This window comes from Herbidospora daliensis (genome assembly GCF_001570585.1).
GTDB classification, from domain to species: Bacteria; Actinomycetota; Actinomycetes; order Streptosporangiales; family Streptosporangiaceae; genus Herbidospora; species Herbidospora daliensis.
On record NZ_BBXF01000003.1, the window covers coordinates 218,919 to 242,752 of the forward strand.

19 protein-coding genes are annotated in these 23,834 nt (G+C 71.6%); 11 read left to right on the forward strand and 8 right to left on the reverse strand.

Features of this window, described 5'->3' with window-relative positions; genetic code table 11:
- Nucleotides 1-850 precede the first annotated feature (850 nt).
- The gene (locus tag AW274_RS16465) at nt 851-1,786 is read left to right on the forward strand and encodes a zinc-binding dehydrogenase (RefSeq protein WP_062434552.1); all 936 of its coding nucleotides are present in this window, start codon (nt 851-853) and stop codon (nt 1,784-1,786) included.
- Nucleotides 1,787-1,790: 4 nt separating this feature from the next.
- On the opposite strand, the gene AW274_RS16470 is transcribed toward AW274_RS16465, so the two are convergent.
- Both AW274_RS16470 and AW274_RS16475 read right to left on the reverse strand, forming a co-directional pair.
- The gene (locus AW274_RS16470) at nt 1,791-2,138 is read right to left on the reverse strand and encodes a GNAT family N-acetyltransferase (RefSeq protein ID WP_198169250.1); all 348 of its coding nucleotides are present in this window, start codon (nt 2,136-2,138) and stop codon (nt 1,791-1,793) included.
- 11 nt (nt 2,139-2,149) lie between these two features.
- Nucleotides 2,150-3,067 (reverse strand): NADP-dependent oxidoreductase, encoded by a 918-nt coding sequence (locus AW274_RS16475; protein ID WP_062432574.1) that lies wholly within the window; start codon nt 3,065-3,067, stop codon nt 2,150-2,152.
- A gap of 145 nt (nt 3,068-3,212) precedes the next feature.
- Between AW274_RS16475 and AW274_RS16480 the strand changes: the two genes are divergently transcribed.
- Nucleotides 3,213-3,842: a TetR/AcrR family transcriptional regulator gene (locus AW274_RS16480; RefSeq protein WP_062432577.1), complete on the forward strand. Its 630-nt coding sequence runs from the start codon at nt 3,213-3,215 to the stop codon at nt 3,840-3,842.
- 77 nt (nt 3,843-3,919) lie between these two features.
- Here the strand turns inward: AW274_RS16480 and AW274_RS16485 are convergent, their stop codons facing one another.
- Complete coding sequence (locus AW274_RS16485) at nt 3,920-4,771, reverse strand: LysR family transcriptional regulator (RefSeq protein WP_269750577.1); 852 nt, start codon at nt 4,769-4,771, stop codon at nt 3,920-3,922.
- 82 nt (nt 4,772-4,853) lie between these two features.
- Between AW274_RS16485 and AW274_RS16490 the strand changes: the two genes are divergently transcribed.
- Nucleotides 4,854-5,576 (forward strand): SDR family NAD(P)-dependent oxidoreductase, encoded by a 723-nt coding sequence (locus tag AW274_RS16490; RefSeq protein WP_062432583.1) that lies wholly within the window; start codon nt 4,854-4,856, stop codon nt 5,574-5,576.
- A gap of 65 nt (nt 5,577-5,641) precedes the next feature.
- Here AW274_RS16490 and AW274_RS16495 read toward each other — a convergent pair whose 3' ends face one another.
- On the reverse strand, nt 5,642-8,851 hold the full coding sequence (locus tag AW274_RS16495; RefSeq protein WP_232320146.1) for a GH92 family glycosyl hydrolase: 3,210 nt from the start codon (nt 8,849-8,851) through the stop codon (nt 5,642-5,644).
- Between the two features lie 228 nt (nt 8,852-9,079).
- Here AW274_RS16495 and AW274_RS16500 point away from each other — a divergent pair, with 228 nt between their 5' ends.
- Nucleotides 9,080-10,477 (forward strand): acyl-CoA carboxylase subunit beta, encoded by a 1,398-nt coding sequence (locus AW274_RS16500; protein ID WP_232320147.1) that lies wholly within the window; start codon nt 9,080-9,082, stop codon nt 10,475-10,477.
- A gap of 1 nt (nt 10,478) precedes the next feature.
- Here the strand turns inward: AW274_RS16500 and AW274_RS16505 are convergent, their stop codons facing one another.
- Both AW274_RS16505 and AW274_RS16510 read right to left on the reverse strand, forming a co-directional pair.
- Nucleotides 10,479-13,178 (reverse strand): AAA family ATPase, encoded by a 2,700-nt coding sequence (locus AW274_RS16505; RefSeq protein ID WP_232320148.1) that lies wholly within the window; start codon nt 13,176-13,178, stop codon nt 10,479-10,481.
- Nucleotides 13,179-13,201: 23 nt separating this feature from the next.
- A complete protein-coding gene (locus AW274_RS16510) occupies nt 13,202-14,923 on the reverse strand; it encodes a 2-isopropylmalate synthase (RefSeq protein WP_062432592.1) in 1,722 nt (573 codons plus the stop codon).
- A 340-nt stretch (nt 14,924-15,263) separates the two neighbouring features.
- Here AW274_RS16510 and AW274_RS16520 point away from each other — a divergent pair, with 340 nt between their 5' ends.
- From AW274_RS16520 to AW274_RS16530, 3 genes are all read left to right on the forward strand, one after another.
- The gene (locus AW274_RS16520; RefSeq protein ID WP_063813398.1) at nt 15,264-16,217 is read left to right on the forward strand and encodes a UbiA family prenyltransferase; all 954 of its coding nucleotides are present in this window, start codon (nt 15,264-15,266) and stop codon (nt 16,215-16,217) included.
- 94 nt (nt 16,218-16,311) lie between these two features.
- Nucleotides 16,312-17,367 (forward strand): sensor histidine kinase, encoded by a 1,056-nt coding sequence (locus tag AW274_RS16525; RefSeq protein WP_062432598.1) that lies wholly within the window; start codon nt 16,312-16,314, stop codon nt 17,365-17,367.
- Entirely contained in the window at nt 17,348-18,016 is a 669-nt protein-coding gene (locus tag AW274_RS16530) for a response regulator (protein WP_062432600.1), read from the forward strand. The genes AW274_RS16525 and AW274_RS16530 overlap by 20 nt, the downstream gene beginning before the upstream one ends.
- Here AW274_RS16530 and AW274_RS16535 read toward each other — a convergent pair.
- A complete protein-coding gene (locus AW274_RS16535; RefSeq protein WP_198169251.1) occupies nt 17,992-18,873 on the reverse strand; it encodes an aldo/keto reductase in 882 nt (293 codons plus the stop codon). The genes AW274_RS16530 and AW274_RS16535 overlap by 25 nt on opposite strands.
- A 304-nt stretch (nt 18,874-19,177) precedes the next feature.
- Here AW274_RS16535 and AW274_RS16540 point away from each other — a divergent pair, with 304 nt between their 5' ends.
- Nucleotides 19,178-20,623, forward strand: a complete 1,446-nt coding sequence (locus AW274_RS16540; RefSeq protein WP_062432605.1) for an AfsR/SARP family transcriptional regulator — start codon at nt 19,178-19,180, stop codon at nt 20,621-20,623.
- On the opposite strand, the gene AW274_RS16545 is transcribed toward AW274_RS16540, so the two are convergent.
- The gene (locus AW274_RS16545; RefSeq protein WP_062432607.1) at nt 20,604-22,154 is read right to left on the reverse strand and encodes an FAD-dependent monooxygenase; all 1,551 of its coding nucleotides are present in this window, start codon (nt 22,152-22,154) and stop codon (nt 20,604-20,606) included. The genes AW274_RS16540 and AW274_RS16545 overlap by 20 nt on opposite strands.
- 147 nt (nt 22,155-22,301) lie before the next feature.
- Here AW274_RS16545 and fabG point away from each other — a divergent pair, with 147 nt between their 5' ends.
- From fabG to fabZ, 3 genes are read left to right on the forward strand one after another with little or no spacing between them, the layout of a single operon-like run.
- On the forward strand, nt 22,302-23,051 hold the full coding sequence (gene fabG / locus AW274_RS16550) for a 3-oxoacyl-ACP reductase FabG (protein ID WP_198169252.1): 750 nt from the start codon (nt 22,302-22,304) through the stop codon (nt 23,049-23,051).
- Nucleotides 23,052-23,073: 22 nt separating this feature from the next.
- On the forward strand, nt 23,074-23,364 hold the full coding sequence (locus AW274_RS16555) for an acyl carrier protein (protein ID WP_062432609.1): 291 nt from the start codon (nt 23,074-23,076) through the stop codon (nt 23,362-23,364).
- Nucleotides 23,361-23,834 (forward strand): 3-hydroxyacyl-ACP dehydratase FabZ, encoded by a 474-nt coding sequence (gene fabZ / locus AW274_RS16560; RefSeq protein ID WP_062432611.1) that lies wholly within the window; start codon nt 23,361-23,363, stop codon nt 23,832-23,834. Before AW274_RS16555 ends, fabZ begins: the two co-directional genes overlap by 4 nt.

Consider the following 23,834-nt stretch of genomic DNA (forward strand, 5'->3'; position numbering starts at 1 on the left):
CTCCGCTCGCGATGCCATTCGCAACCCTGCTCGCGGTGCCGCTCGCGCCCTGCTCGCGATGTGATGTGCGCCGGCGGCCGCTCTCTCTGTGGGGCCGCCTCCTGGACCTGATAACGTGGACTATATGGTCCACGCGGCGGTGCTGGCGGCTTCTCGAAGCATCGTCCTGCTAGGTAGATAGACTGAGTGCTGAGTCGGAATACTGCATCGCAGGTCAGTCAATGCGATGAGAGATCGCGGTCCTCTATTCGGTCGCCTCTTGAGCCCGAAGGGGTGTCGCGCTGCTGCTTGAACGATTCAACTTGTGCAAGGTCGCCGCAACCATGATCTTGTACTGGCCGCAGGCCGCGTTCATCGCGAGAGACAGTCGATCCCCGTTCTTCCGCGGGAGGCCCAAGAATGCCATGTTCTTGTTGACCGCGATATCGCACTGGACTGGTTGATTCATGGCGCAGGTCCCGCGAGAAAGTCATCCGCCGCGGCGCCGATGGCCTGTGGCGATTTCTGATCGAATGCTCTTGGGGCGGTAGCGCGACAGGCCGCCTGACACGTGCCGCAGCAGCAATTCCCAGCGGTGACCCGCCCTTACGCGTGACGTCGACGATCAAAACCCTCGCGGTCAACGATCAAACCCTCGCGGTCAAACTGTCGGCATCACGGAAGAAGCCTTGCATGACCGGTGCGGGTCACCGCGCAGGGCGGCGCCATCGATCGGGAGACCGTGCTTCTTCTGGCCGGCGCGTTCGTAAGGCCGGAGTGCGGTTCCAGGCCGGCGACGACCTTGCGATGGGGCCGGCCCCGAGACGATCTCGACACCGGCGGTCGCAGGATCGCCCGAAAGGAGTGGATCATGCTTGCTCTACTGGTGGACCACGACGTCCCAGGCGGTTTGCGGCTCGGTGAGACCGCGGATCCCGTTCCCGCGGCCGACGAGGTGCTCGTCGAAGTGCGCGCCATCTCGCTCAATCACGGCGAGCTGCGTGGCGCGATCTTGAATCACGGTGAGTTGCTCGGCGTCGCCAAGCAGTCCGCCGGTTACGTTCCCGGGTGGGACGCCGCAGGCGTGGTGCGCAGCCCTGCGGCCAGCGGATGCGGACCGCCGGTGGGGAGCCGGGTCGTCACCTATGGACCGTCCGGTGCGTGGGCGCAGCTGCGGGCGGTCCCGGTCGGTGAGCTGGCGGTCGTGCCGGAAGAGGTGGACCTCGGCGCGGCCGCGACGCTCCCGGTGGCCGGGGTCACCGCGCTGCGCGCACTTCGCCGGCTCGGCTTCGTGCTGGGTCGGCGGGTTCTCGTCACCGGGGCGTCAGGGGGCGTCGGGCGGTTCGCGGTGCAGCTGGGAGCGGCGGCCGGGGCGCACGTGATCGCCTCGGTCGGCAGTGCGGAGCGCGGTGAGGGGCTCGCCGGGCTGGGAGCGGCCGAGGTCGTGGTCGGGCTCGACGGGGTCGAGTCGGGGCTGCACGGCGTGCTCGACAACGTCGGCGGCCCTCAGCTCGCCCAGGCGTTCGCCCTCCTCGCCGAGGGCGGGTCGGTGCAGTTGATCGGCGCCGCGTCCGGTGAGCCCACGGTGTTCGAGCCGTATGCGACGGTCGGGGAACTGCGCAGCCTCCAGTCGTTCCTCATGGGCGCGGAGCTGGCCGGGGACCTCGCCGTCCTCGTGGGGATGCTCGCCTCGGGCCGCCTCGACCCGCAGATCGGCCGGCGCCTGGACTGGACGGACGTCGCCCGCGCGGCGGAGTCGCTGTTCGCCCGCCGGATCGCGGGCAAGGCCGTGCTCGACGTGAGCTGACCGGTCAGTCGGCGCGTTCGCGTGGTGCGCGGTCGGGTACGGTCGCGCGGCCCGGGTGGCGACCGTCGACGAGGTCCCGGTACTCGGGGTGGTCGGCGATGTAGTCGGCCACGAAGGTGCAGTAGTTGGTGAGTTTCAGGCCCTGCGCTCGCAGGTCGTCGAGGGCGTGCTTGACCAGCCGGGTCGCGATCCCCTGGCCTCGGTACTCCGGCTGGATGATCGTGTGGCTGAACGTCACCCGTCGATCGCCTCGCTGCGGATGGTAGACGATCATGCCGACGACCTGTCCGCCGACCACGGCGTCGTAGGACTCGCTGTCGCCGTTCTTCAGTACGTTCATCTCAGTGCTCACGTGGTCTCTCCTCATGGGCGGACGCGGATGACGGTCTTTCCCTTGGCCCGCCCTGTCGGGTTGAAGGCCGCGACGGCGTCGTCGAGGGTGGCGACGGTTCCGATGGCCGTGCGCAGCCGTCCGTCTCGCACCCTCTGGACGATCTCCTTCAGCTGGCCGCGATCAGCCTCGACCACGAAGTCGATCGCCCGGCCGTCGGCGGGCCGTGCTCCGGGCGGGCCGGCGATGGTCACCAGTGTTCCGCCGGCTCGAACCAGACCGGCCGACCGGTTCCCGACGTCTCCGCCGATGACGTCGAACACCAGGTCGACCGCGCCGACGTCTTCCAGGGTGTCGTTCTCGAGGTCGGCGAACTCCCGCGCGCCGAAGTCGAGCGCCGTCCCGCGGTCGGCGGCGCGTCCGGTGCCGATGACGTAGGCGCCCGCCTCGCGGGCGAGCTGCGTCGCCATCGAGCCGACCGCGCCGGCCGCACCGTGCACCAGGACACTCTGCCCCGCCTGGACGCCTCCGTGCTCGAACAGCCCCTGCCACGCGGTCAGGCCGGAGATCGGCAGGCTCGCGCCCACCGTGAAGTCGACGTCGCCCGGCAGCGGCGCGAGGTTGCGCGCCTCGACGGCCGCGTACTCGGCGAGGGTGCCGTCGCGAGTCCAGTCGGTGAGGCCGAACACCCGCTGGCCCACCGACAGTCCCCGGGTGCCGTAGCCGAGGGCGCTGACCACCCCGGCCAGCTCGTGGCCGGGGATCGACGGCGTCCGGTCACGGCCGAGGCGGTCGGTCCAGGTCGAGGGCCAGGTCAGCTCTCCCGGAGTGAATCCCGACGCGTGAACCTCGACCAGCACGTCGTTCCCGGCGGCCTCGGGCCGGGGCCGCTCGGCCAGCCTCATCCCGGCCGTGCCCGCGGCCTCGTCCGTCACCACGATCGCTTTCATTCCACAGCTCCTTGATCGAGGACTATTTGGTCCAGAACGGATCCATAAAGATGCACGCTAGCAGATGAGTCATGCCTGCAAGCCTTATCAATGGGGACCATATAGTCCATTCAGTGGCGGCAGTCAAACAGGGTAGCCTGAGCTGGTGAGCACGCCGGAGAACGCTCAGCCGGGGCAGCGGCTGACACCACGCGGGGCCGCCACCCGGGCGCGCATCCTGGCGGCCGCTCTTGAGCTGATGTACGTGAAGGGCGTGAACGCGACCACGCTCGACGACGTCCGGGCCGCGAGCAACACCAGCAAATCCCAGTTCTACAACCACTTCCCGGACAAGGAGCGACTGGTCCGCGAAGTCGTCGCGGCGCGCGCCGCGCAGATCCTCGAACGCGAACGCGGCAACCTCGAGCGCCTGAAGTCGTTCCGCGGCCTGGTCCGCTGGCGCGACGCGCTGGTGCAGCGCAACGCATTGAGGAACGGCGCCTACGGTTGTGCGCTCGGCTCGATGGCCAGCGAACTGGCCGACCAGGACGACCAGGCCCGCGCCACGCTCGCCCAGTCGTTCGTGGAATGGGAGGGGCTGCTCGCGGCGGGCCTGCGGCGGATGCGGGACGACGGCGTGCTCAGCCCCGACGCCGACCCGGAAAGGCTCGCCACGGGTCTCATGGCCGCCCTCCAAGGCGGGTACCTCCTCGCCGAGACCGCACACGACATCAAGCCCATGGAGATCGCCCTCGACATGGCGCTCGACCACGTGAAGTCGTTCCTCACCACGTGACAGCGCGCGGACGCAGCCTGGTCTGCCACACGTGAGGATCATGCTGGAGTGAGCGGCGAATACGGACTGTAGGGTCCTCAGCCGATGCACTCGGTGGCGGTGCGGATCAGGCCCGCCAGGGCGAGTGAGCGGCTGTGGGCCGGCCAGGCGATGTGCGTGACCACCTGGGGTGCGTCGATCAGCGGGATGGCGGCGTGTTCGGCCCACAACCAGGCGCGGGCGGAGTCGGGCACGACCGCGAGGGTGCGTCCAAGAGCGATGAGCTGGGCGAGTTGTGTCTGGTCGCGGATCTCGGGCCCAGGGCCGGGCGGGTAGACGCCGTAGCTGGGCCAGCGGGCGAGCGGCAGGCCGGGCACGTCGGCGACCTCGGCGACCGTCAACGACGCGCGGGCGGCGAGGGGATGCCGGGCGGGCAGCACGGCGATCTGTCCTTCGGTGGTCAGTTCCTCGCTGTCGAACCCGGCGAGGGAGTTGAACGGCGTGTGCATCAGCGCCGCGTCGGCGCGGCCGTCCCGCAGCAGGCCCTCCTGGTCGCAGAAGCCGCAGAGCAGCACCTCGATCTCGGCCGCGCCGGGGACCGCCGCGTACGCGTCGAGGAGTTTCTGCAGCAGCTCATGGGAGCCGGCGGCCTTCACGGCCAGCACCAGGCGGCTGCGGGGAGCATCCACGCCGCCGGCGCGCTGGGTGCGCCGGACGGCCGCGGCGGTCGCGTCGAGGGCGGCGCGGCCTTCGTACAGGAGCACCTCGCCCGCACCCGTCAAGGCCACCCCTCGGCGGTCGCGTTCGAACAGCACGACGCCGAGGCGGCGTTCGAGCTGCTTGATCGCCCGCGACAGCGGCGGCTGGGCCATGCCGAGCCGCTCGGCGGCGCGGCCGAAGTGCAGTTCCTCGGCGACGGCCACGAAGTAGCGCAACTCACGCGTATCCACGCTCCGACGATACCCGCCGGGTATCACAGCCCACCGCATCGGTGTTGGCCGCGCCAATCGTCCCCGGACGACCATCGAGGGCATGAACGAAACGAAGACCGCGCTGGTGACGGGCGCGAACAAGGGGATCGGCTACGCCATCGCGGCCGGACTGGGCGCCCTCGGCTACCGCGTCGGCGTGGGCGCGCGGGACGAGTCCCGTCGCGAGACCGCAGTGGAGAAGCTGCGGGCCGCGGGGGTGGACGCGTTCGGGGTGCCGCTGGACGTGACCGACGACCGGAGCGTCACCACGGCGGCCACCCTGATCGACCGGCTGGACGTCCTGGTCAACAACGCGGGCATCTCCGGCCCGTTCGGCCCGGGATGGGTCCAGGACCCGACGGCGCTCGACCTCGACGCGGTCAGGACGGTCGTGGAGACCAACGTCATCGGCGTCATCCGGGTGACCAACACGATGTTGCCGCTGCTGCGCCGATCGCCGTCGCCCCGCATCGTGAACGTCTCCAGCAGCGTCGCCTCGGTGACCCGCCAGGCCGACCCCGGCATCGTGGCCGGTCCCGTCATGGCGGCCTACTCGCCGTCGAAGTCGTTCCTCAACGCCGTCACCGTGCAGTACGCCCGCCAGTTCGCCGGGACCAACATCCTGATCAACGCCGCCTGCCCCGGCCTGGTCGCGACCGACTTCACCGGCTTCACGGGCCGCGCCCCGGAGGAGGGCGCCGCCACCGCGATCCGCCTCGCCACCCTCCCCGACGACGGCCCGACCGGCGGCTTCTTCGAGGACGCCGGCGTCATCCCGTGGTGAGCGATTCCGGGGACCGATGAGAAAGGGCGCCCTGCCGTCCGCAGGGCGCCCTTCCCGGCTCGGTCCTACCGGAACGCCCACGTGAAGAGGTGCAGGGTGCCCTCGTCGGATGGGCCGAACGTGATGCTCTTCAGCTTCTTCGCCGGGTTCAGCGCGATCGGCTGCGCCGCGAACACGTGCGCCGGGATCGGCTGCATCGCCCACGAACCCCCGTACAGCCGGTAGGGGCTGGAGGCGATGATCGTGTTGCCGTACTGCGGGGAGCCGCCGCCGTAGCTGAGCAGCCAGTCGCTCATGCCCAGGCTCGCGGTGGCGGTGGTGCCGTCGGTGTACGTGAGGGTCGCGTCCACCTCGGGATAGCCCCCGGTGCCCGCCCCGAGGAAGGCGATCTGGGTCGCCCCGGTGGGGGCGGCGACCTCCAGCGGCTTCCGGCCGGGCAGGATGTCGTCCCACTCGCCTGGAGCGCGGTTCGGCCAGGTGAACGCGAAGCCGTTCCAGTTCACCGTCGCCCCCGGGGTGAGGCCGCCCGCGGCCAGCCCCTGGGCCGAGTAGCTGAAGTTGGCGCCGTCCACGTTGGCGCTGCCGGGCTTCGTGTCGTCGCCGATGCTGGCGTTGTTGTGGTGCCAGGCGGGGGTGCCGGGCTTGGCCACGTTCACCCGGATGCCGGCGAAGACCTGGCCCGAGCCGATGATCGGGATGCTGACCATGCCGAGCGGGGTGCCGCTGGGCACGGTCACCGTGATCCGCTGGGAGGCGGCGGCGCCGGCCGCCGGGTAGAGGGCGCCGCTGCTCGGGGCGACCGAGATGCCCGGCGGGGGCTTGGCCTCCCAGCGCACCGACGCGGCCGACCTGCTGGTCGAGCGGGCGGTGATGGTGGTCTCGAACGTCCGGCCCGGTTCGGCGGGGCCGCTGCCGGGGTTCAGGCCCAGCACGACCGGCTTGGCGCCGTCGTTGAAGGCGGGGGGCGCGTCGGCGAGGGCCGCGCCGAACGAGGTGTTCGGGGTGGTCGAGGTGGTGAAGTCGAGCCGGCCGCCGTTCCGCGCGATCGACTCCGGCAGCCACGCCTTCGTGGTGGCGACGCCGTTGACCTTCAGTGTCTTGACGTAGCGGTTGGCGGAGTAGGGCGCGTTGATCACCAGGTCGCCGGCCGGGCGCCTGATCGTGATGGAGTCGAACAGGGGCGTGTTGACCAGCAGTTCGGCGCGGCCGGGGATGGCCGGGAACAGGCCGATCGCCGACCAGACGTACCAGGAGCCCATCGCGCCGAGGTCGTCGTTGCCGACCAGGCCGTCGGGGGCCGAGGAGAAGAGCTCCTTCTGGATGCGCCGCACCAGGTCCTGGGTCTTGTACGGCTGCCCGGCCCACGCGTACAACCACGGTGTGGCGGCCGACGGTTCGTTGCCGAGGTAGGCGTAGGGCTGGTTCGGGCCCGCGTTGAGGACCTTGAAGAACTCGTCCAGGCGGGTGGAGGCGGCCGTGTTGCCGCCCATCGCGTCGAACAGGCCGCGCACGTTGTGGGGGACCAGCCAGTGGTACTGGGCGCCGTTGCCCTCGATGTAGGAGTTCATCGTGCCCGGGTCGAAGGGCGAGCGGAACGCGCCGTCGGCCATCTTCGGCTGGATCCACGTGTTGGCCGGGTTGAAGGTGGCCTGCCAGGCCTGGGCGCGCTTCATGAACTCGCTCGCCGTCGAGCCGTCGCCCAGGCGGGCGGCGAGCTGGGCGATGCCGAAGTCGGCGATGCCGTACTCGAGGGTGGTCGAGGGGTCCATCGGGACGTGGCCCTTGGCCATGTAGTCGGCGTTGCCGGGGCGCTGGTCGTAGCCGTGCTGCGGGTGGCCGATGTCCTTGGGGCCGACCCGGCGGGCCGACTCGGCCATCGCCTTCAGGGCGGAGGGGGCGTCGAAGTCGCGGGCGCCGAAGGCGTACATGCTGGCGAGGATCGAGTGGAACGGGTCGCCGACCATGACGCCGGTGATCGCGTTCTGGTGCGACCAGCGGTCCCAGACGTTGCCGACCGACTGCGCGTTGTCGTACATGGACTGGGCGATGTCGCTCGCCACGTCGGGGGCGAGCAGGGCCAGGAGCTGGACCTCGCTGCGGTAGATGTCCCAGCCGGAGAAGGTGGCGTAGTGGTGGTGTCCCGGCTCGACCTTGTACGTCTGGCCGTTCATGCCGGTGTACGTGCCGTCGACGTCGTCGAAGACGTAGGGCTGGAGCAGCGCGTGGTAGAGGTTGCTGTAGAAGGTGCGCTGCTGCTCGTAGCTCCCACCGGTGATCCGCACCTGGCCGAGCCGGGTGTTCCAGGCGGCCCGCGCCTTGGCGGCGACCTGGGTCACGTCGTCCTGGCCGATCTCGGCGGCCAGGTTGGCCTTCGCGCCGGCCAGGCTCACGTACGACAGGCCCACCCGCATCTGGACGGGCGTGGCGGGGTCGAACTCCAGGTAGGCGCCCGAGCCGGGGCCGCTCACCGAGACGTCGCCCGAGGTGACCACCTCGGCGTTGGCGACCTTCGCCTCCGAGGCGTTGCGCACGCTCGCGCCGCCCGGCGTGACGGTGCCGTCCTTCCAGGTGCCGTAGCCGAGAATCGGCTGGTCGAAGGTGGCGTGGAAGTACACCTTGTAGCGCATCGGCGGGCCGCAGAAGCCGCCCGTCTGCACCCAGCCGGTGACGGTGTTGCCGCTGATCCGGGTCTCGCCGTCGTCGACGCCGTTGACCGAGCCGCTGGTGTTCAGCAGCAGCGTGCCCGGCTTGCCCGCCGGGAAGCCGAAGCGGGCGACCCCGCCGCGGGTGCTCGCCGACAACTCGGTCTTGATCCCGGTGTCGAGGACCGAGCTATAGAAGCCGGGGGCGGCCCGCTCGTTCTCGTGCTTGAACGTCTGGACGTAGTCGCCCCCGTGGGTCGCGGGCGAGCGGCCGATCCGGCCGGAGATCGGGATCACGGGGAAGTCCTGCGCGCCCGTGCAGCCGGGCCCGGAGATGTGCGTCATCGAGAACCCGCGCAGCCGGTCGTCCTCCCACGCGTAACCGCCGCCGGCGTTCTCCATGGTGTCGGGGCTCCACTGCATCATGCCGAACGGCACGACCGCGCCGGGGAAGTTCATCCCCGCGCCGCCGCCGTGGCCGAAGTCGGCGGCGCCCGCCTTGGTGCCGAGGAACGGGTTGACCAGAGCGGCCACGTCGCTGACCGGCGTGGGCACGGTGTCGGCCACCGCGCCCGCCGGCAATGCCATCGCCGCCAGAAGCGCGGCGACCGTCGGTGCTGACCATATGGACAAAGGGCCCTCCATTGTTCGCGTGATCACAAAGAGGAAACGGGGCCGTGAGATGACGGGTCAATTGGCAGAACTGGCGGTCACAAGTTGCCAATAGACGTCTGCGCAGGTCACCGGCTTGCGAAGGGGTGACGGCGGAGAATAGGGGTTGGCCGCCGGAGCCGCGGCCGGGCACATTCGGCGAAACACCGGTCTGTTCTCTCAGAGAATCGGGATTCGCGGATGACGACCATGCCGATCGTCGAAATCGAGATGGATCACCGGGCTCCCTCGGCCCGGCTGGCCCGGCTGCTCGACCCCGGTTCGGCGGTGCCGCTGCACGCCGGCGACGACAGCGGGGTGCAGGCCGTGTGCGGGCGGGTGGACGGTTCGGTGGTGGTCGCGTACTGCACCGACGCGACCCGGATGGGCGGCGCGCTTGGGGGAGCGGGCGCGGAGCGCATCGTCGAGGCCATCGGCGCGGCCGAACGGCTCGGCTGCCCGGTGATCGGGTTGTGGCACTCGGGCGGGGCGCGCCTGGCCGACGGCGTCGAGTCGATGCACGGGGTCGGGCGCATGTTCGCGGCGATGACCCGGGTGTCCGGGGTGATCCCGCAGATCTCGGTCGTCCTGGGTCCGGCTGCCGGAGCCGCCGCGTACGGGCCGGCGCTCACCGACATCGTGATCATGACCGAGGACGCGCGGGTCTTCATCACCGGCCCCGAGATCGTCCGCAGCGTCACGGGGGAGCACATCGACATGGCCGGGCTCGGGGGGCCCGAGGCGCACGGCTCCAAGTCGGGGGTCGCGCACCTGGTCGCCCGCGACGCCGACGAGGCGTACGAGCAGGCGCGCCGGCTCACGGGCGTCTTCGCCCGGCCGGGCAGCTTCGACCTGGGCGCGCTCGCGGAGAGCCGCGACCTGGCCGCGATCCTGCCCGAATCGCCGCGCCGGGCGTACGACGTGCGCCCGCTCGTGCGCGCGATCGTGGACGAGGGCTTCCTGGAGCTGCAGCCCCGCTGGGCCGGCAACATCCTCGTCGGCCTGGGCCGGCTGGGCGGGCGGTCGGTGGGCGTGCTGGCCAACAACCCGATCCGCAGGGGCGGCTGCCTCGACACGCTCTCCGCCGAGAAGGCGTCCCGGTTCGTCCGCATGTGCGACGCGCTCGGCGTGCCGCTGGTGGTGGTCGTCGACGTGCCCGGGTACCTGCCCGGGGTCGCCCAGGAGTGGGACGGCGTCGTGCGGCGCGGCGCGAAGCTGCTGCACGCCTTCGCCGAAGCGGTGGTGCCCCGGGTGACCCTGATCACCCGCAAGTCGTACGGCGGCGCGTACATCGCGATGAACTCGCGCTCCCTCGGCGCCACCGCGGTCTTCGCCTGGCCGGACGCCGAGGTCGCGGTCATGGGGGCCGAGTCGGCCGTCGGCATCCTGCACCGCAAGGCGCTGGCCGCCGCGCCCGACGACGAGCGCGCCGAGCTGAAGGCGCGGCTCACCCGGGAGCACCGGCGCGTCTCCGGCGGGGTCGAACGCGCCCTGGCGCTCGGCGTCGTCGACGAGGTCATCGCGCCCGAGACCACCCGGTTCCGGCTGGCGGAGGCCCTCGACCGGGCCCCGTTCAGGCGCGGCGACCACGGCAACATCCCGTTGTGAGTCATCCGATGCGCGCGAGGGTGCCCGGCAGCTCCGTGCGGCGGGACACGTTCAGCTTGCGGAAGACGCGGGTCAGGTGCTGCTCGACCGTGCTGACGGTGATGTACAGCCGGGTGGAGATCTCCAGGTTCGTGTGACCCTCGGCGGCCAGTTCGGCCACCCGGCGCTCGGCCTCGCTCAGCTGCGCGGGCCCGCCGCCCGCCGGGTCGTCGCGGTGGGTCAGCGCCCGGGTGAGCGGTTCGGCGCTGCACTCCCTGGCCATGGCGCGGGCGCGCTGCTTGAGCATGCCGGCCCTGCGGTGCTCGCCGACGGCCTGGTAGGCCTCGGTGAGGTCGCACAGCAGGCGGGCGTACTCGTAGCGGTCGCCGCCTTCCTGGAGCAGGTCGGCGGCCTGGCGCAGCAGGGCCGGGCGGCGGTGGACCTCGCTGACGGCGGCCAGCAGGCGTAACGCCGAACCGCGCACCCGCTCGGCCGCAGGGCCGCACCGGGCGAGCTGCTCGTGCACGAGCAGCCGGGCCTCTTCCTCCTCGCCCAGCGCGATCAGGGCCTCGGCGGCGTCGAGCCGCCACGCGATGAAGCCGGGGGCGTCCAGGTCCCATCGGGTCATCAGCTCGCCGCACATCCGGAAGTCGCGCAGGGCCTGGGCGGGACGGCCGGCCGTCAGGTTGAGACGGCCCTTGCCGCGCAGGTACTGCAGGCCGTACCGGGTCTCCAGCATCGCCTCGGGGACGGGCAGGTTGAACTCCGGCAGGCAGTCGTCCAGGCGGCCCATCGCGGCGCCGGCCAGCAGCAGGGTGCCGAGCGGCCCGCCCACGGCGACCCCCCAGCTCCCGGCGGGGATGATCTGCAGGGCCCGCCGCGCGTCGGCGACCGCCGCGGCCAGGTCGCCCTCCCGCAGGAGGATCTCGGCCCTGATGGCCGACAACCGGGCCTGCCGGCTGGGCGCGCGCCGGGCCTCGGCCTCGGCGATGAACGCGTCGCACCACGGGGCGGCGCGGCCGGGGCGGTCGGTGTACGTCAGGGCCAGCAGCGCCGTCTCGACCGTGTCCATGGTCACCTCGTCGAGACGGCACCCGCGCAGGATGTGCTCGGCGGCGGCCATGGTCTCCTCGCTCGGGCCGTCGGTGAGGACGTCGGCGAGCACGTCGGCGGCGTGGATGCGGCGGCCGACGCCGAGCGCCGGGACGGGCGGCACGCCGACCTCCGGCAGGTGCGGCAGGAACGACGGGTAGAGGGCGCGGAACCACGGGCGGGCGGCGGCCAGCTCGGCCGCGGTCTCGCGGTCGGGTTCGCCGAGTTCGCGCAGCTCGCGCAGGCGGCCCAGGACGTCGAGCGCGTCGTGGGTGTGGCCGTGCCACAGCAGCGCCTTGGCCAGGACGACGGTCTCGCCGCCGCCGAGGTGCCCCTTGTGCAGGGCGTCGGTCAGCCCGGCCAGGTGCCCGGCGGGCGTGCCGGGGTCGATCCGCCATTCGGCCCGGACCAGCGCGGTGCCGATCCTGGCCCGGCGGCGTTCGTCGTCGCAGGCGCGCCAGGCCAGCCGGAGGTACTCGATCGCCGACTCGACGCCGTCGTCGCGCAGCGCGAGCCGGGCCGCCTCCTCCAGGGCCGACAGCGCCCACGGGTCGCCCGCGTGGCTGGCGTGCAGGAGGTGACCGGCCACGACGTCGGCCGACGCGCCGTCGCGGTGGGCCAGTTCGGCGGCGCGGCGGTGCAGGTGGATGCGGTCGGCGGCGTCGAGTTCGGCCAGCACGGCCGAGCGCGCCGCCTCGTGCCGGAACCGGCCGCCGTCGAGCAGCCCGGCCCCGGTCATCGCCTGGAGCGACTTGGCGACGGCGGCCTCGCTCTCGCCGAGACCGAGCAGGCGGCTGATCGAGCCGGGCTCGCCCAGCACCGCCAGCCCGTGGGCGGCCTCCTGCACGCACGGCCCCAGCCGGCGCACGCACGCCACCACCGCCTCGCCGTAGCGGTCACCGGGGGTGCCGGTGGCCGAGAGGTCCTCCCGCAGGGCGTCGACGAGCAGCCGGTTGCCGCCGCTCAGCGTGTGGACGAGCGCGCCGTACCGGTGGGCGGCCTCGGCGCCGAGCCGGGCGTCGACGCCCTCGCGGGTCAGGTGGCTGAGCCGCACCGGACGGCAGTGCGGCTGCCTGAGCACCTCGGTGTGGAACAGGGTGCGCAGATGGGGGCTGTGGTCGGGGGTGCTGAACACCAGCAGGACGTCGGCGAACCTGATCCGCCGGGCCAGGTAGGCCAGGCACAGCTGGGAGGCGCGGTCGGCGTGGTGCACGTCGTCGACCGTGATCACCAGCGGGCAGCGTTCGGCCAGGTCCAGCAGGACCGCGCAGAGGGCGTCCACGATCTGCGCGTCGACGTGCTCGATCGACTCGCCGCCCGCGTCGCCGGCCAGCTGCCTGCGGGCGCCCTCGTGCAGCAGGCCGAGCATCGCGGTCCGCCGCTCGTCGTCCAGCGGCGCGTGGTGCAGGAGCTGGGACAACACGCCCAGCGGCAGGCCGCTCTCGGCCGGCGAGCCGGTGGCCGTCAGCGGCAGCGCGCCCTGGTCGAGGGCGTGTTCGGCGATCAGGTAGAGCAGTTCGCTCTTGCCGGTCGCCACCGCGCCGGTGACCATCACGATCCGGCCCTTGCCCGCGACCGCCTCGGCCAGTGACGCGCGCAGCGTCGCCATGCCCTCATGGGTGTCGTCCACGGTTCCCCCTTGTCAGCGAGCGGTCAGTGCCCGGCGGCGGCCAGGTGAGCGTGCAGATGGCCGCTTTTGGCGAGCCGGTCGGTGGCCGCGCGGACGGCGGAGAAGGCGGCCGCCGCGACGTCGGCGTCGATGCCCGCCCCCCAGGCGACCGCCCCGCCGCCGCGGCACTCGGCGTAGATCACGGTCTCGTCCCCGGACCTGACGGCCCGGTCGGGGGTGAGCTCGTCGTGGTCGAGCGGCCGCCCGGTGCGGTGGATCACGTCGACCCGGATGCCCCACGGGCTCAGCACCGCGCCGAGGGTGGCGACCGCGTCGGCCTGGTCGCCGCCGACCTCGAACCCGCCGTCGACGTGCAGGGTCGCCGCGAGCGGTTCGCGGCCCACCGGGAGCGGGTCGGTCGGCTCGCCGTGGAAGAGGTACTCCTCGGAGAACAGCGCGCCGATCCGGCTCGGGCTCAGCTCGCCGCCGGTCGCGTCGGCGTGCCGCTGCACCCGGGCCGACAGGTCGGCCTGCAGGCCGCGCGGCAGGTTCAGGCCGTGCCAGGCGCTCATCACGTACGCCACGCCGCCCTTGCCCGACTGGCCGTTCACCCGGACCACCGCCTCGTAGGTGCGGCCCACGTCCTTGGGGTCCACCGGCAGGTACGGCACCTGCCACGGCAGCGCCTCGGGGGAGACGCCCGTCTCGGCGGCCTGCCGGACGCGGGCGTCGAAGCCCTTCTTGATGGCGTCCTGGTGCGAGCCGGAGAACGCGGTGTAGACGAGGTCGCCGCCGTAGGGGTGGCGGGGGTGGACCGGCAGCCCGGTGCACCGCTCGACGGTGCGCCGGACCGTGTTGATCTCCGAGAAGTCGACGCCGGGGTCGACGCCGTGGCTGTACATGTTCATCGCGAGGGTGACCAGGCAGACGTTGCCGGCCCGTTCCCCGTTGCCGAACAGGCAGCCCTCGATCCGCTCGGCGCCGGCCAGCAGGGCCAGCTCGGCGGAGGCGACCGCGGTGCCCCGGTCGTTGTGGGGGTGGACCGACAGGCAGACGTGCTCGCGCCGGGACAGGTTGCGGTGCAGCCACTCGATCTGGTCGGCGAAGACGTTCGGGAGCGAGCGCTCGACCGTCGTCGGGAAGTTCAGGATGATGCCGCGCCCGTGCTCGGGCTGCCAGACCCGCATGACGGCCTCGCACACCTCCAGGGCGAAGTCGGCCTCGGTCTCGTTGAAAAGTTCAGGGGAGTACTGGTAGGCCAGGTCGCAGTCGGGCAGCACCCGCTCGGCGTGGCGCATCATCGTCAGGGTGCCTTGGACGGCCAGGTCGCGCACGCCCGCCCGGTCGAGGTCGAACACGGTGCGGCGGAACAACGGTGACGTCGCGTTGTAGATGTGCACGACCGCGCGGCGGGCCCCCCGCAGCGACTCCACGGTGCGCCGGATCTGGTCGCCGCGGGCCTGGGTGAGCACGGTGATCGAGACGTCGTCGGGGATCCGGTCGCGCTCGATGAGCATGCGCACGAAGTCGTAATCGCTCCGGCTGGCGACCGGGAAACCGATCTCGATCTCCTTGTAGCCGATTCCCACGAGAAGGTCGAACATCGCGAGTTTCCGCTCGGGCGTCATCGGATGGGCGAGTGACTGGTTGCCGTCGCGCAGGTCGGTGGAGAGCCACCGGGGCGCGGTGCGGATGCGGTTTCCCGGCCACGTGCGATCGGTCAGAACAAGGGGGGTGAATTCCGAATAACGCTCGACACCCTGCATCGTGTTTCCTTTCCCGAATGACTCCCGGCGGGTGGTGTCCAAAGGGTTTCCAGCCGTCTGACCTGTGCCACCGCCGGTGAGAAACGTCATCGGCGCACGGGGCACGCGCACTTGATATCCGGCACGGCGTTGCCTAAGGTTTGACTCGTTGAAAGTTGTACGATCCCTGTTCCGTTCGCCTCAAGCTAATAGGGGCCGTCGCGGACAGGCAAGAAGGGGTGTCGGCAGTTCGGGGAAAGTACCCCTGAGTGGTAAGGGGGGTATCTAAAGTTGTATTCCCCCCTGCAACTCTCGGATTACCCCCCTTAACCGGGCTTCGATTACGGCCAACAATCCGGTCATGGCGAGCACCTGGGTATCGGGACGGGCATCCGGACCTTCCACCCTCAGACGCGCGACGAGAGCGCTGCGGTTCTGCACGATCGAGGCCCGGCCGGCCGTCCTGGCCGTGTCCATGTTGCGATTCCTGACGGGGGCGGCGCTGGCGCTGCCGGTCGCCGTCGTCCCCGACCCGGCCAAGGTGCTGCAGGGCGCCGTCGCCTGGGTGTTGTCGATCTTCGCGGTCTATGTGGGCAACGGCGTCTCGGACGTCCACGAGGACCGGGTCAACGGGTCGCGCCGGCCGATCGCCCGCAGCGACCTCGACCCGCGCACGGCGAGCGCGGTGGCCGCGCTGGCCGCGGTCCTGTCGCTGGTGGTGACCGCCGGGCTGCCGACGGCGATGACCTGGGTCGTCGCGGCCAACCTGATCCTCGGCTACCTCTACTCGGGCGCGCCGTTCCGGCTGAAGCGGCGCTCCGGCGGCACCGTCGCGGTGGTCTGCGGGTCGGGGCTGCTGGCCTACTGGGGCGGCTTCACCGTCGTCGTCAACGGGGCCGAGGGCGCCCCGCCGCTCAGCCTGATCATGTTCGCGACGGTCGCGACCTGCTGGATGACGCTGGTCGGCGTCCCGGCCAAGGACCTGTCGGACATCGAGGGGGACGCCGCCGCCGGCCGCCGCACCGTCGCGGTGATCTGGGGCGCGCGGGCGGCCAGGAACGCCATGTCGGCCGCCGCGCTCCTGCTGGCGGGGTCGTTCTGGGTGGCCGGCGTGGTGCTCTCGGCGCCGTTCGCCGCGACCGCGCCGGCTCTGTTCGCCGGAGCGGTGGCGGTCACGCTGGCGGGCCGCGCCGTGGACGCCGAAGCCGACCGGGGGCGGCGGCGCAGACCTTACCGGGCCTTCATGGCCACGCAATACGTGGTTCACATTACTGTTCTGTCCTCTAATATTGGGAAGGATATGTTGCTTTTGTGACGTAAGTGAGGGACCGTGGGCTCTCGCGCGTCCCAAATCGAGAGGGACTTCCTTGGGTGCTGATTTCGGGACGGAGAGCGATCCGGCAAGATTCGTGGATGCGTGCCGGGCCGAAATCCTCGAGGAATTCGAGTCGGAGCTGCACGCCACCGGCAACGCGCTCTCCACGGATCCGAACGCGGTTCGCCAGGCCCTTATGACCGGCCAGTACGTTCTCGACGACGTAGCCGCGACACTGCGCGCCGGAAAAGTGCAGGTCAGCGAACTCTATAAGTTTCACGCCTGGGAAGTCGGCACCAGCAGGGCGGCTTCCGGAGTTCATCCGAAGGCATCTCTTGAGGCGGGCTCACTTTTCTTCCGGTCGGCGCTCACCCATCTGGCGCGGCAAATTGCGGCCGGCTCCGACCACCCCACCGACGTCTTCGCGCTGGTCGCCGCCGGCATGGAGGAGAGCCTGTCGCGCCGCGTCCGGGAGGCCTCCGAGAGCTACCACGGGTTCCTGCTGAACGAGGTCCAGCAGGCGCAGGAGGAGGAGCGCCGCCGGATCGCCCGCGATCTGCACGACCGGATCGGCCACGGCGTCAGCGTCGCCCACCAGCAGCTCGCGCTGTCGGAACTGCACCGCAGCACCGACCCCGCCAGGGCGGCCATCAAGATCGGGGTCGCCCAGCAGGCGATCCAGGAGGCGATGGAGCAGCTGCGCCAGATCACCTCGGAACTGCACCCGCAGGTGCCGGTCAAGAGCCTGGAGAAGGCGCTGCTCGGCTTCCTCGAAGCGATCGAGGACGACGGGGTGTCGGTCGGCCTGGAGGTGAACGGCGACGAGTCGTGGGCCGAGCCGAGGGTCCTGGACGAGTCGTTCCTGATCATCCGCGAGGCGACCAGGAACGCGCTGACCCACGGCGAACCCTCGGTGATCCTGATACGGGTCGACATCGCCCCGCACGAGCTCCAGGCGTTCGTCCAGGACAACGGCCGGGGCTTCGAGCCGACCCGGGCCCGCAGCCGCGGCGTCGGGCTGGCCTCGATGCGGGAGCGGGCCGAACTGCTCGGCGGCCGGCTGGCCATCACCAGCGACCCGGGCAGCGGCTGCCGGGTCGACCTGTCCATCCCGCTCAAGAGGCAGACGCGTGAGCCAGACGAGCTCTAGCGGGGAGATATCGGTCGCGCTGGTCGACGACCACGCCCTGTTCCGCGAGGGCCTGCGCGAGATCCTCGAGTCGACCACCGGCCTGGTCGTCGCCGGCGAGGCGGGCAACTCCTCCGACGCCGTCCGGCTCGTCCGCGACACCGGCCCCGACGTGGTGCTGCTCGACGTGGAGATCCCCGGCGACGATGTGCTGGAGACCGTCGCCCGGATGCGGGCGTGCTCGCCGTCGACCCGCATCATCATCCTGAGCATGTACGACGGCCCGCACCTGCTCACCCGCCTGCTGGCCGCCGGGATCAGCGGCTACCTGCTCAAGAGCATCCACCGGCACGAGCTGCTCGCGGCCGTCCGGGGCGTGCACGAGGACCCGGGCCGGGTCGTGCTCGCGGTGTCGCGCACCAGCCTGGCCCAGGTCGAGGGGCCGCAGGCGGGGGTGCTGACCGACAAGGAGAAGGAGATACTGCAACTGGCCGCGCAGGCGCTGAGCAACCTGCAGATCGCCCGCCGGCTCGGGCTGGCCGAGGCGACCGTCAAGCGGCACATGCGCAACATCTTCGTGAAGCTCAACGCGGTCTCCCGGATCGACGCGGTCAACAAGGCGATGGCCGCGTCGCTGATCCCCGATCAGATCAGGAGAGAGTCCGACTGATCGGCCGCCACGGGCGGGAAGATCCGGCTGAGCTCGTCGCGCACGCCCGGGGCGAGCCGCACCTCCGAGGCGGACAGGTTCATCTCCAGGTGCACCTCGTCGCGGGTGCTCGGCACCGGGACCACGTGGTCGCCCTGCGACAACAACCAGCCGAGCGCCAGCCGGCCCGCCCCCAGGTCCAGCCGGGCGGCGACGTCCTCCACCGCGCGCAGCGGGTCGAGCCCGCGCCGCAGGCCGGCGGGCTGGAAGCGCGGGTCGCGGCGCCGCCAGTCGCCGGGCGTCAGCTGGTCGGCCGACCGGATGCGGCCGGTGAGGAAACCCCGGCCGACCGGGCGGGCGGCCACCACGCTGACCCCCAGCCGCCGGGCCTCCGCCAGCAGGCCGGGCTGGGCGGGCGGCCCCCACAACGAGTACTCCACCGCGAGCGCGGCCACCGGATGGACCGCGTTGGCCGCGCGGAGCTGCCGCAGCGTCGCGCCGGACAGCCCGACGTGGCGCACCTTCCCCGCCCTGACCAGGTCGGCCAGCCCCGACATGCTCTCCTCGACCGGGGCGTCACGATGGGGGAAGCGCAGGTAGTAGAGGTCGATGGCGTCGACGTCGAGGCGCCTCAGCGACGCCTCGCAGGCCCGCGCGGTGCCGTTCCCCCGGGTGCAGACCACGATCTCGGTACGCCGGCTCGCGACCGCCCGGCCGATGAGGCGCTCGACCTCGCCGTCGTCGTAGAGGTCGGCGGTGTCGACGATGCTCACGCCGGCGTCCATCGCCCGGCCGATCAGGGTGAGGGCGTCGCCGGGGTCGACCGAGCCGTACGCCCCGGCCAGCGCGAGGGTGCCGAGCCCGATATTGGAGATCACCGGGCCGTTCCGTCCAAGTCTCGTATAGCGCAATTTCCCCCCTCGGTGTGTCCCCTGTCTGCCAAAGTCCGGTAAAGCGTACAGTGGCGGTTGGGCCGCTGCCGGTTTCCCGGAGAAATAGGGGAATCCCCATCGGGCGACGGGGTCGCGGGCAACAGGGGGCTGCTAGGGGTGCCGTCGCGGGCCGCCGTTGATTAGGTTCGGAGACAGTTGAAGTCCTACCGGTAATCTGCGCGCGAGAGATTATGCAAATGGCGCGATATTGTCTCCATATTCTTCCTCCGGATGACCGCGGTGGGCATTCATGGGCCCGCTGACCGACGACGGTTTCCGATTCCTGGTGCTCGGCCCCATGCAGGTGCTGCGAAACGGCGCCGAGTTGCGGATATGCGCCAGCCGCGAGCTGGCGATCCTGGCCAGCCTGGTGCTCAACGCGGGCCGCGCGGTCAGCGTCGACCGGCTGATCGAGACGGTCTGGACGGAGTCGGCGCCCTCCAGCGCGCGCCGCCAGATCGCCATCTGCGTCTCCCGGCTCCGCCGGGTGCTGGGCGCCGGCGTCATCGAGACGTCCAGCCCCGGCTACCTGATCCGCCCGGCCCCCGACAGCATCGACTGGTTGCGCTTCCAGTCGCTGGTGGCCCGCTCCCGGAGCGAGGCCGCGGGCAAGAACCGGGAGCAGGCGGTCCGGCTGCTGCGGGAGGCGCTCGCGCTCTGGCGCGGCAACCCCTTCGAGGACATCCGGGGCCTGCGCTACGACGTGGCCCGGATGGAGGAGTCCCGGCTGGAGGCCGCCGAGGCGTGCCTGGAGCTGGAGATCGAGCTGGGCCACCACCACGAGGTGGTGCCCGAACTGCTGGCGCTGGTCGCCGAGCACCCGTTCCGTGAGCGGGTCAGGGCCCAGCTCATGCTGGCCCAGTACCGGGCCGGCCGCCGCGCCGACGCGCTGCGCACCTACCAGGAGACCCGCCGCTACCTGCGCGACCAGATCGGCCTGGAGCCCGGCCCCGCCCTGCGCCACCTGCACGAACGCATCCTGCGCGACGAGGCGGGCCTGATGCGGCAACCCGCGCACCGGGCCGGGATCGTGGTGCCGTCGCAGCTGCCGCCCCGGGTGCTGCCGTTCGTCGGGCGGGGGGAGGAGCTGGCCGCGCTCGACGCGGTGCTGCGGCCCGACCCCGACGCGGCGCTGCCCGGCACGACCGTGCTGAGCGGCCCGGCCGGCATCGGCAAGACCGCGCTGGCGCTGCGGTGGGCGCACGACCGGGCCGACTGGTTCCCCGACGGCCACCTGTTCGCCGACCTGGCGGAGACCGAGCCCGCCGCCGTGCTGGGCCGGTTCCTGCGCGCGCTCGGCGTGCCCCGCGCCGACATCCCCGCCGACCGCGACGAGAAGGTCGCGCTGTTCCGCAGCTGGACGGCCCGCCGCCGGATGGTCGTGGTGTTCGACCGGGCCCAGGACGCCGCCCAGGTGCTGCCGCTGCTGCCCGGCGGCGCGAACTGCCGGGTGATCGTGACCAGCACCGACCCGCTCGACGAGCTGGTGGCCCGGCAGGGCGCGCACCGCGAGTTCGTCAGGCCGCTGGCCGCCGAGGCCGCCAGGGAACTGGCCGGCCTGCTGCTGACCGGCCCGGCCGGGGCGCAGGCCGTGACGGATCTGCTGGCGCACTCCTGCGGCAATCCGCTGCGGTTGCGGATGGGCGCCGCCCGGATCCGTTCACGAGCGATGTCGGTCACGACCGGCTCAGGATGACGTCCAGGGCCTTCTCCAGTTCGGCGTGGTCGGCGCTCCGGGTGCGCCAGCCGACGTGGCCGTCGGGGCGGACCAGCACCGCGCCCTGTTCGCCGACGTCGTACACCTCGGCCCACTCCGCCGAATCGACCTCCACGACCCGCACGCCCGGGACCCCGGCCCAGCCGCTTCCCGGGGCGGTGAGCAGCGTGAACGCCGGTCCGAGCAGGTCGAGCGTGGACACGCCGGGCGACACCCACACGTGCGGGGCGCGGTGGCCCGGCCGGGCGGTCGGCACGTACGTCCGGTACGGGTCGGCCGGGGCGGGCGCCGGTGTGCCGTCGGGGACGACGGCGGCGGAGTCGTAGTGGAAGCCCAGCACCAGGCCCTCCGAGCCGCGCCGGCCCGCCTGCTGCTCGATGGCCTCGTTCATGGACAGCCGCCCGGCCATCATCTGGGCCGTGATCATGGCGTTGACCAGGCTCTCGTCCACGGTGCGCACGGCGATCGGGCGGCGTTCCTCCGCGTAGGTGTCCAGCAGCCGGGGGCCGGCCTCGCCGCGCAGGACGGCGGCGAGTTTCCAGGCCAGGTTGTGCGCGTCCTGGATGCCGCAGTTCATGCCGAACCCGCCCTGCGGGGTGGCCACGTGGGCGGCGTCCCCGGCCAGGTAGACGGGGTCCCTGGCGAACTCGGCGGCGACCACGGCCTGCTGGAGCCAGGGCATCACGCCCACGATGTCGACCGGGTGGTCGGGGATGCCGATCGCCGAACGCACGGCGGCCAGGCAGTACTCCTCGGTGAAGTCGCCGGCGCTGCCGCCCTTGGCGGGGTCGTAGCCGGTCTGCATGATCCAGCGGCGGCGGTTGTCGACCGCCTCGATCGCGCCGCCCGGCGTGCTGCGGACGAAGGACAGGGCGGCGCGGCGGCCGGGCGGCAGGAAGCCGAGGTCGGCGTCGAACATGATGCTGACCATGTGCCCGAGCGGCGGCGGGCCCTCCACGGCGATGCCGAGCCGCCGGCGGACGGTGCCGCGGCTGCCGTCGGCGGCGACGAGGTAGCGGGCCCTGACCAGGGTGGCGGCCCCGTCGGCGACGATCGTCGCCGCGACCCCGCCGGGCTCGATCCGCAGGTCGGTCATGGTGGCGCCGAAGCGCACGTCGGCGGCCGACGCGGCCACCCTGCGCATGATCACTTCGAGGACGTCCTGGGAGCAGAGATAGGTGTACGTCGGGCTCTGCGCCGCGTCCTCCGCGATGGCCGCCGCCTTGCGCAGGTAGTCGTCCGCGCTCAGCGAGGTGCCGACGCCGACCGCCAGCACGTCCTCGCGCGGCATGCCGGCCCGCTCCACCTCGTCCTGGAGGCCCCAGGAGCGCAGGATCTCCATCGTCCGGGTGGAGATGAGCCGCGCTTTCGGAAAAAGAGATGTATCAGGGTGTTTTTCGACGAGTAACGACGATATTTCGTGCCGGGACAACTCGATGGAGGCCGCCAGTCCGACCGGACCGCCGCCCACGATCAATGTCTCGACGTTCTCTACGCGTGGTTCAGCCACGGGGCCAGAATCATATATCGCCTAATGTGCGTCAATCGTTGAATAACCCGGTGATACAGGCGTGATATCGGGCCTTAGTAGCTTGTTTCATGAAGTTGCAGACTATTTCGAGTGTGATTTTCGAATCCCTCGAACCTGGAGGCGAGGATGCTGTTTGCCGAAGGCTCCGTAGCCCTGGTCACGGGGGGCTCACGCGGGATCGGCCGGGCCGTCGCGCTCGACCTCGCCGCCGAGGGCGCCCACGTGATCGTCAACTACGCCCGCGCCGAGGAGGCCGCCAAGGAGGTCGTCGCCCTCATCGAGGAGAACGGCGGCAGCGCGACGGCCGTGCACGCGGACGTCACCGACGAGGACGCGGTGCGGGCCATGTTCCGCCGGATCCGCGCCGACCAGGGACGGCTGGACGTCCTGGTGACCAGCGCCGGCATCACCCTGGACCGCTTCCTCGTCGCGATGAACCTGGAGCAGTTCCGCACGCCGATCGACGTCAACGTGATCGGCACCTTCCTGGTCTGCCGGGAGGCCCTGCGGCTGATGCAGCACCAGCGCCGCGGCGCGATCGTGACGCTGTCGTCCACCAGCGGCCTCGACGGCGGCTTCCCCGGCCAGACCAACTACGTGGCGTCCAAGGGCGCGATCATCGCGTTCACCCAGGCGCTGTCCAACGAGGCCGCCCCCCACGGGGTGCGCGCGAACGTCGTCGCGCCCGGTTTCGTCGCCACCGACATGACCCGCAAGGTGCCCGCCGAGATCAGGAAGCAGTACGAGTCCCGCATCCGGCTGGGCCGGATGGGACGGCCCGAGGAGATCGCCTCGATCGTCAGCTTCCTCGCATCCGACAAGGCGTCGTACATCTCCGGCTCTGTCGTGGTCGCCCACGGCGGCGGCCTCGGCTGAAGAACCCCAACCTGGAGGACAGATGACCGTCGACGAGCTCCGCGCCAAGGCCGCCGAGCGCCAGCAGACGTGCAGCCAGATCAAGAAGATGATCGTGTCCCGCCTCGACCTCGAGGTCGAACCCGACTGGATCACCGACGACCAGCCCCTCTTCGGCCGCGGCCTCGAACTCGACAGCCTGGACGTGCTGGAGCTGTACGTCGCGATCGAGGCCGAGTTCGGGGTGGCCCTCTACGACAGCGAGATGGCCGTCTTCGGCTCCATCTCCCGCCTCGCCGACGAGGTCAACCCGCGGCTCAGGGCGGCCGCATGACGATCGTGGCGGCGGCCCCCGTCACGGGGCTGACCAACGACCAGATCCGCGAGGTGCTGCCGCACCGCTGGCCGATGCTGCTGCTCGACCGGGTCGGCAAGGTCGAACCCGGCGTCAAGGGCACGGCGACGAAGAACGTCACCGGCACCGAGTTGTGGTTCCAGGGCCACTTCCCGACCGAGGCGGTGCTGCCCGGCGTGGTGATGATCGAGGCCATGGCGCAGCTCGCCGGCGTGGTCTTCGCCCTGGCCGGGGCCAGCCGCATCAGCTACCTGGCCGGGGTCAGGTCGATGCGCTTCCGCCGCCCCGTCGTCCCCGGCGACCGGCTCACCCTGACCGCCGAGCGGACCGGGGGCGGCACCGGCTTCGCCGAGTTCCGGGTCTCGGCCCGGGTCGACGGCCAGGTCGCGGCCGAAGGAATCCTCACCATCGTCGATCCGGCGGGCAACGCCGCCGCAGGAAAGGTGTGA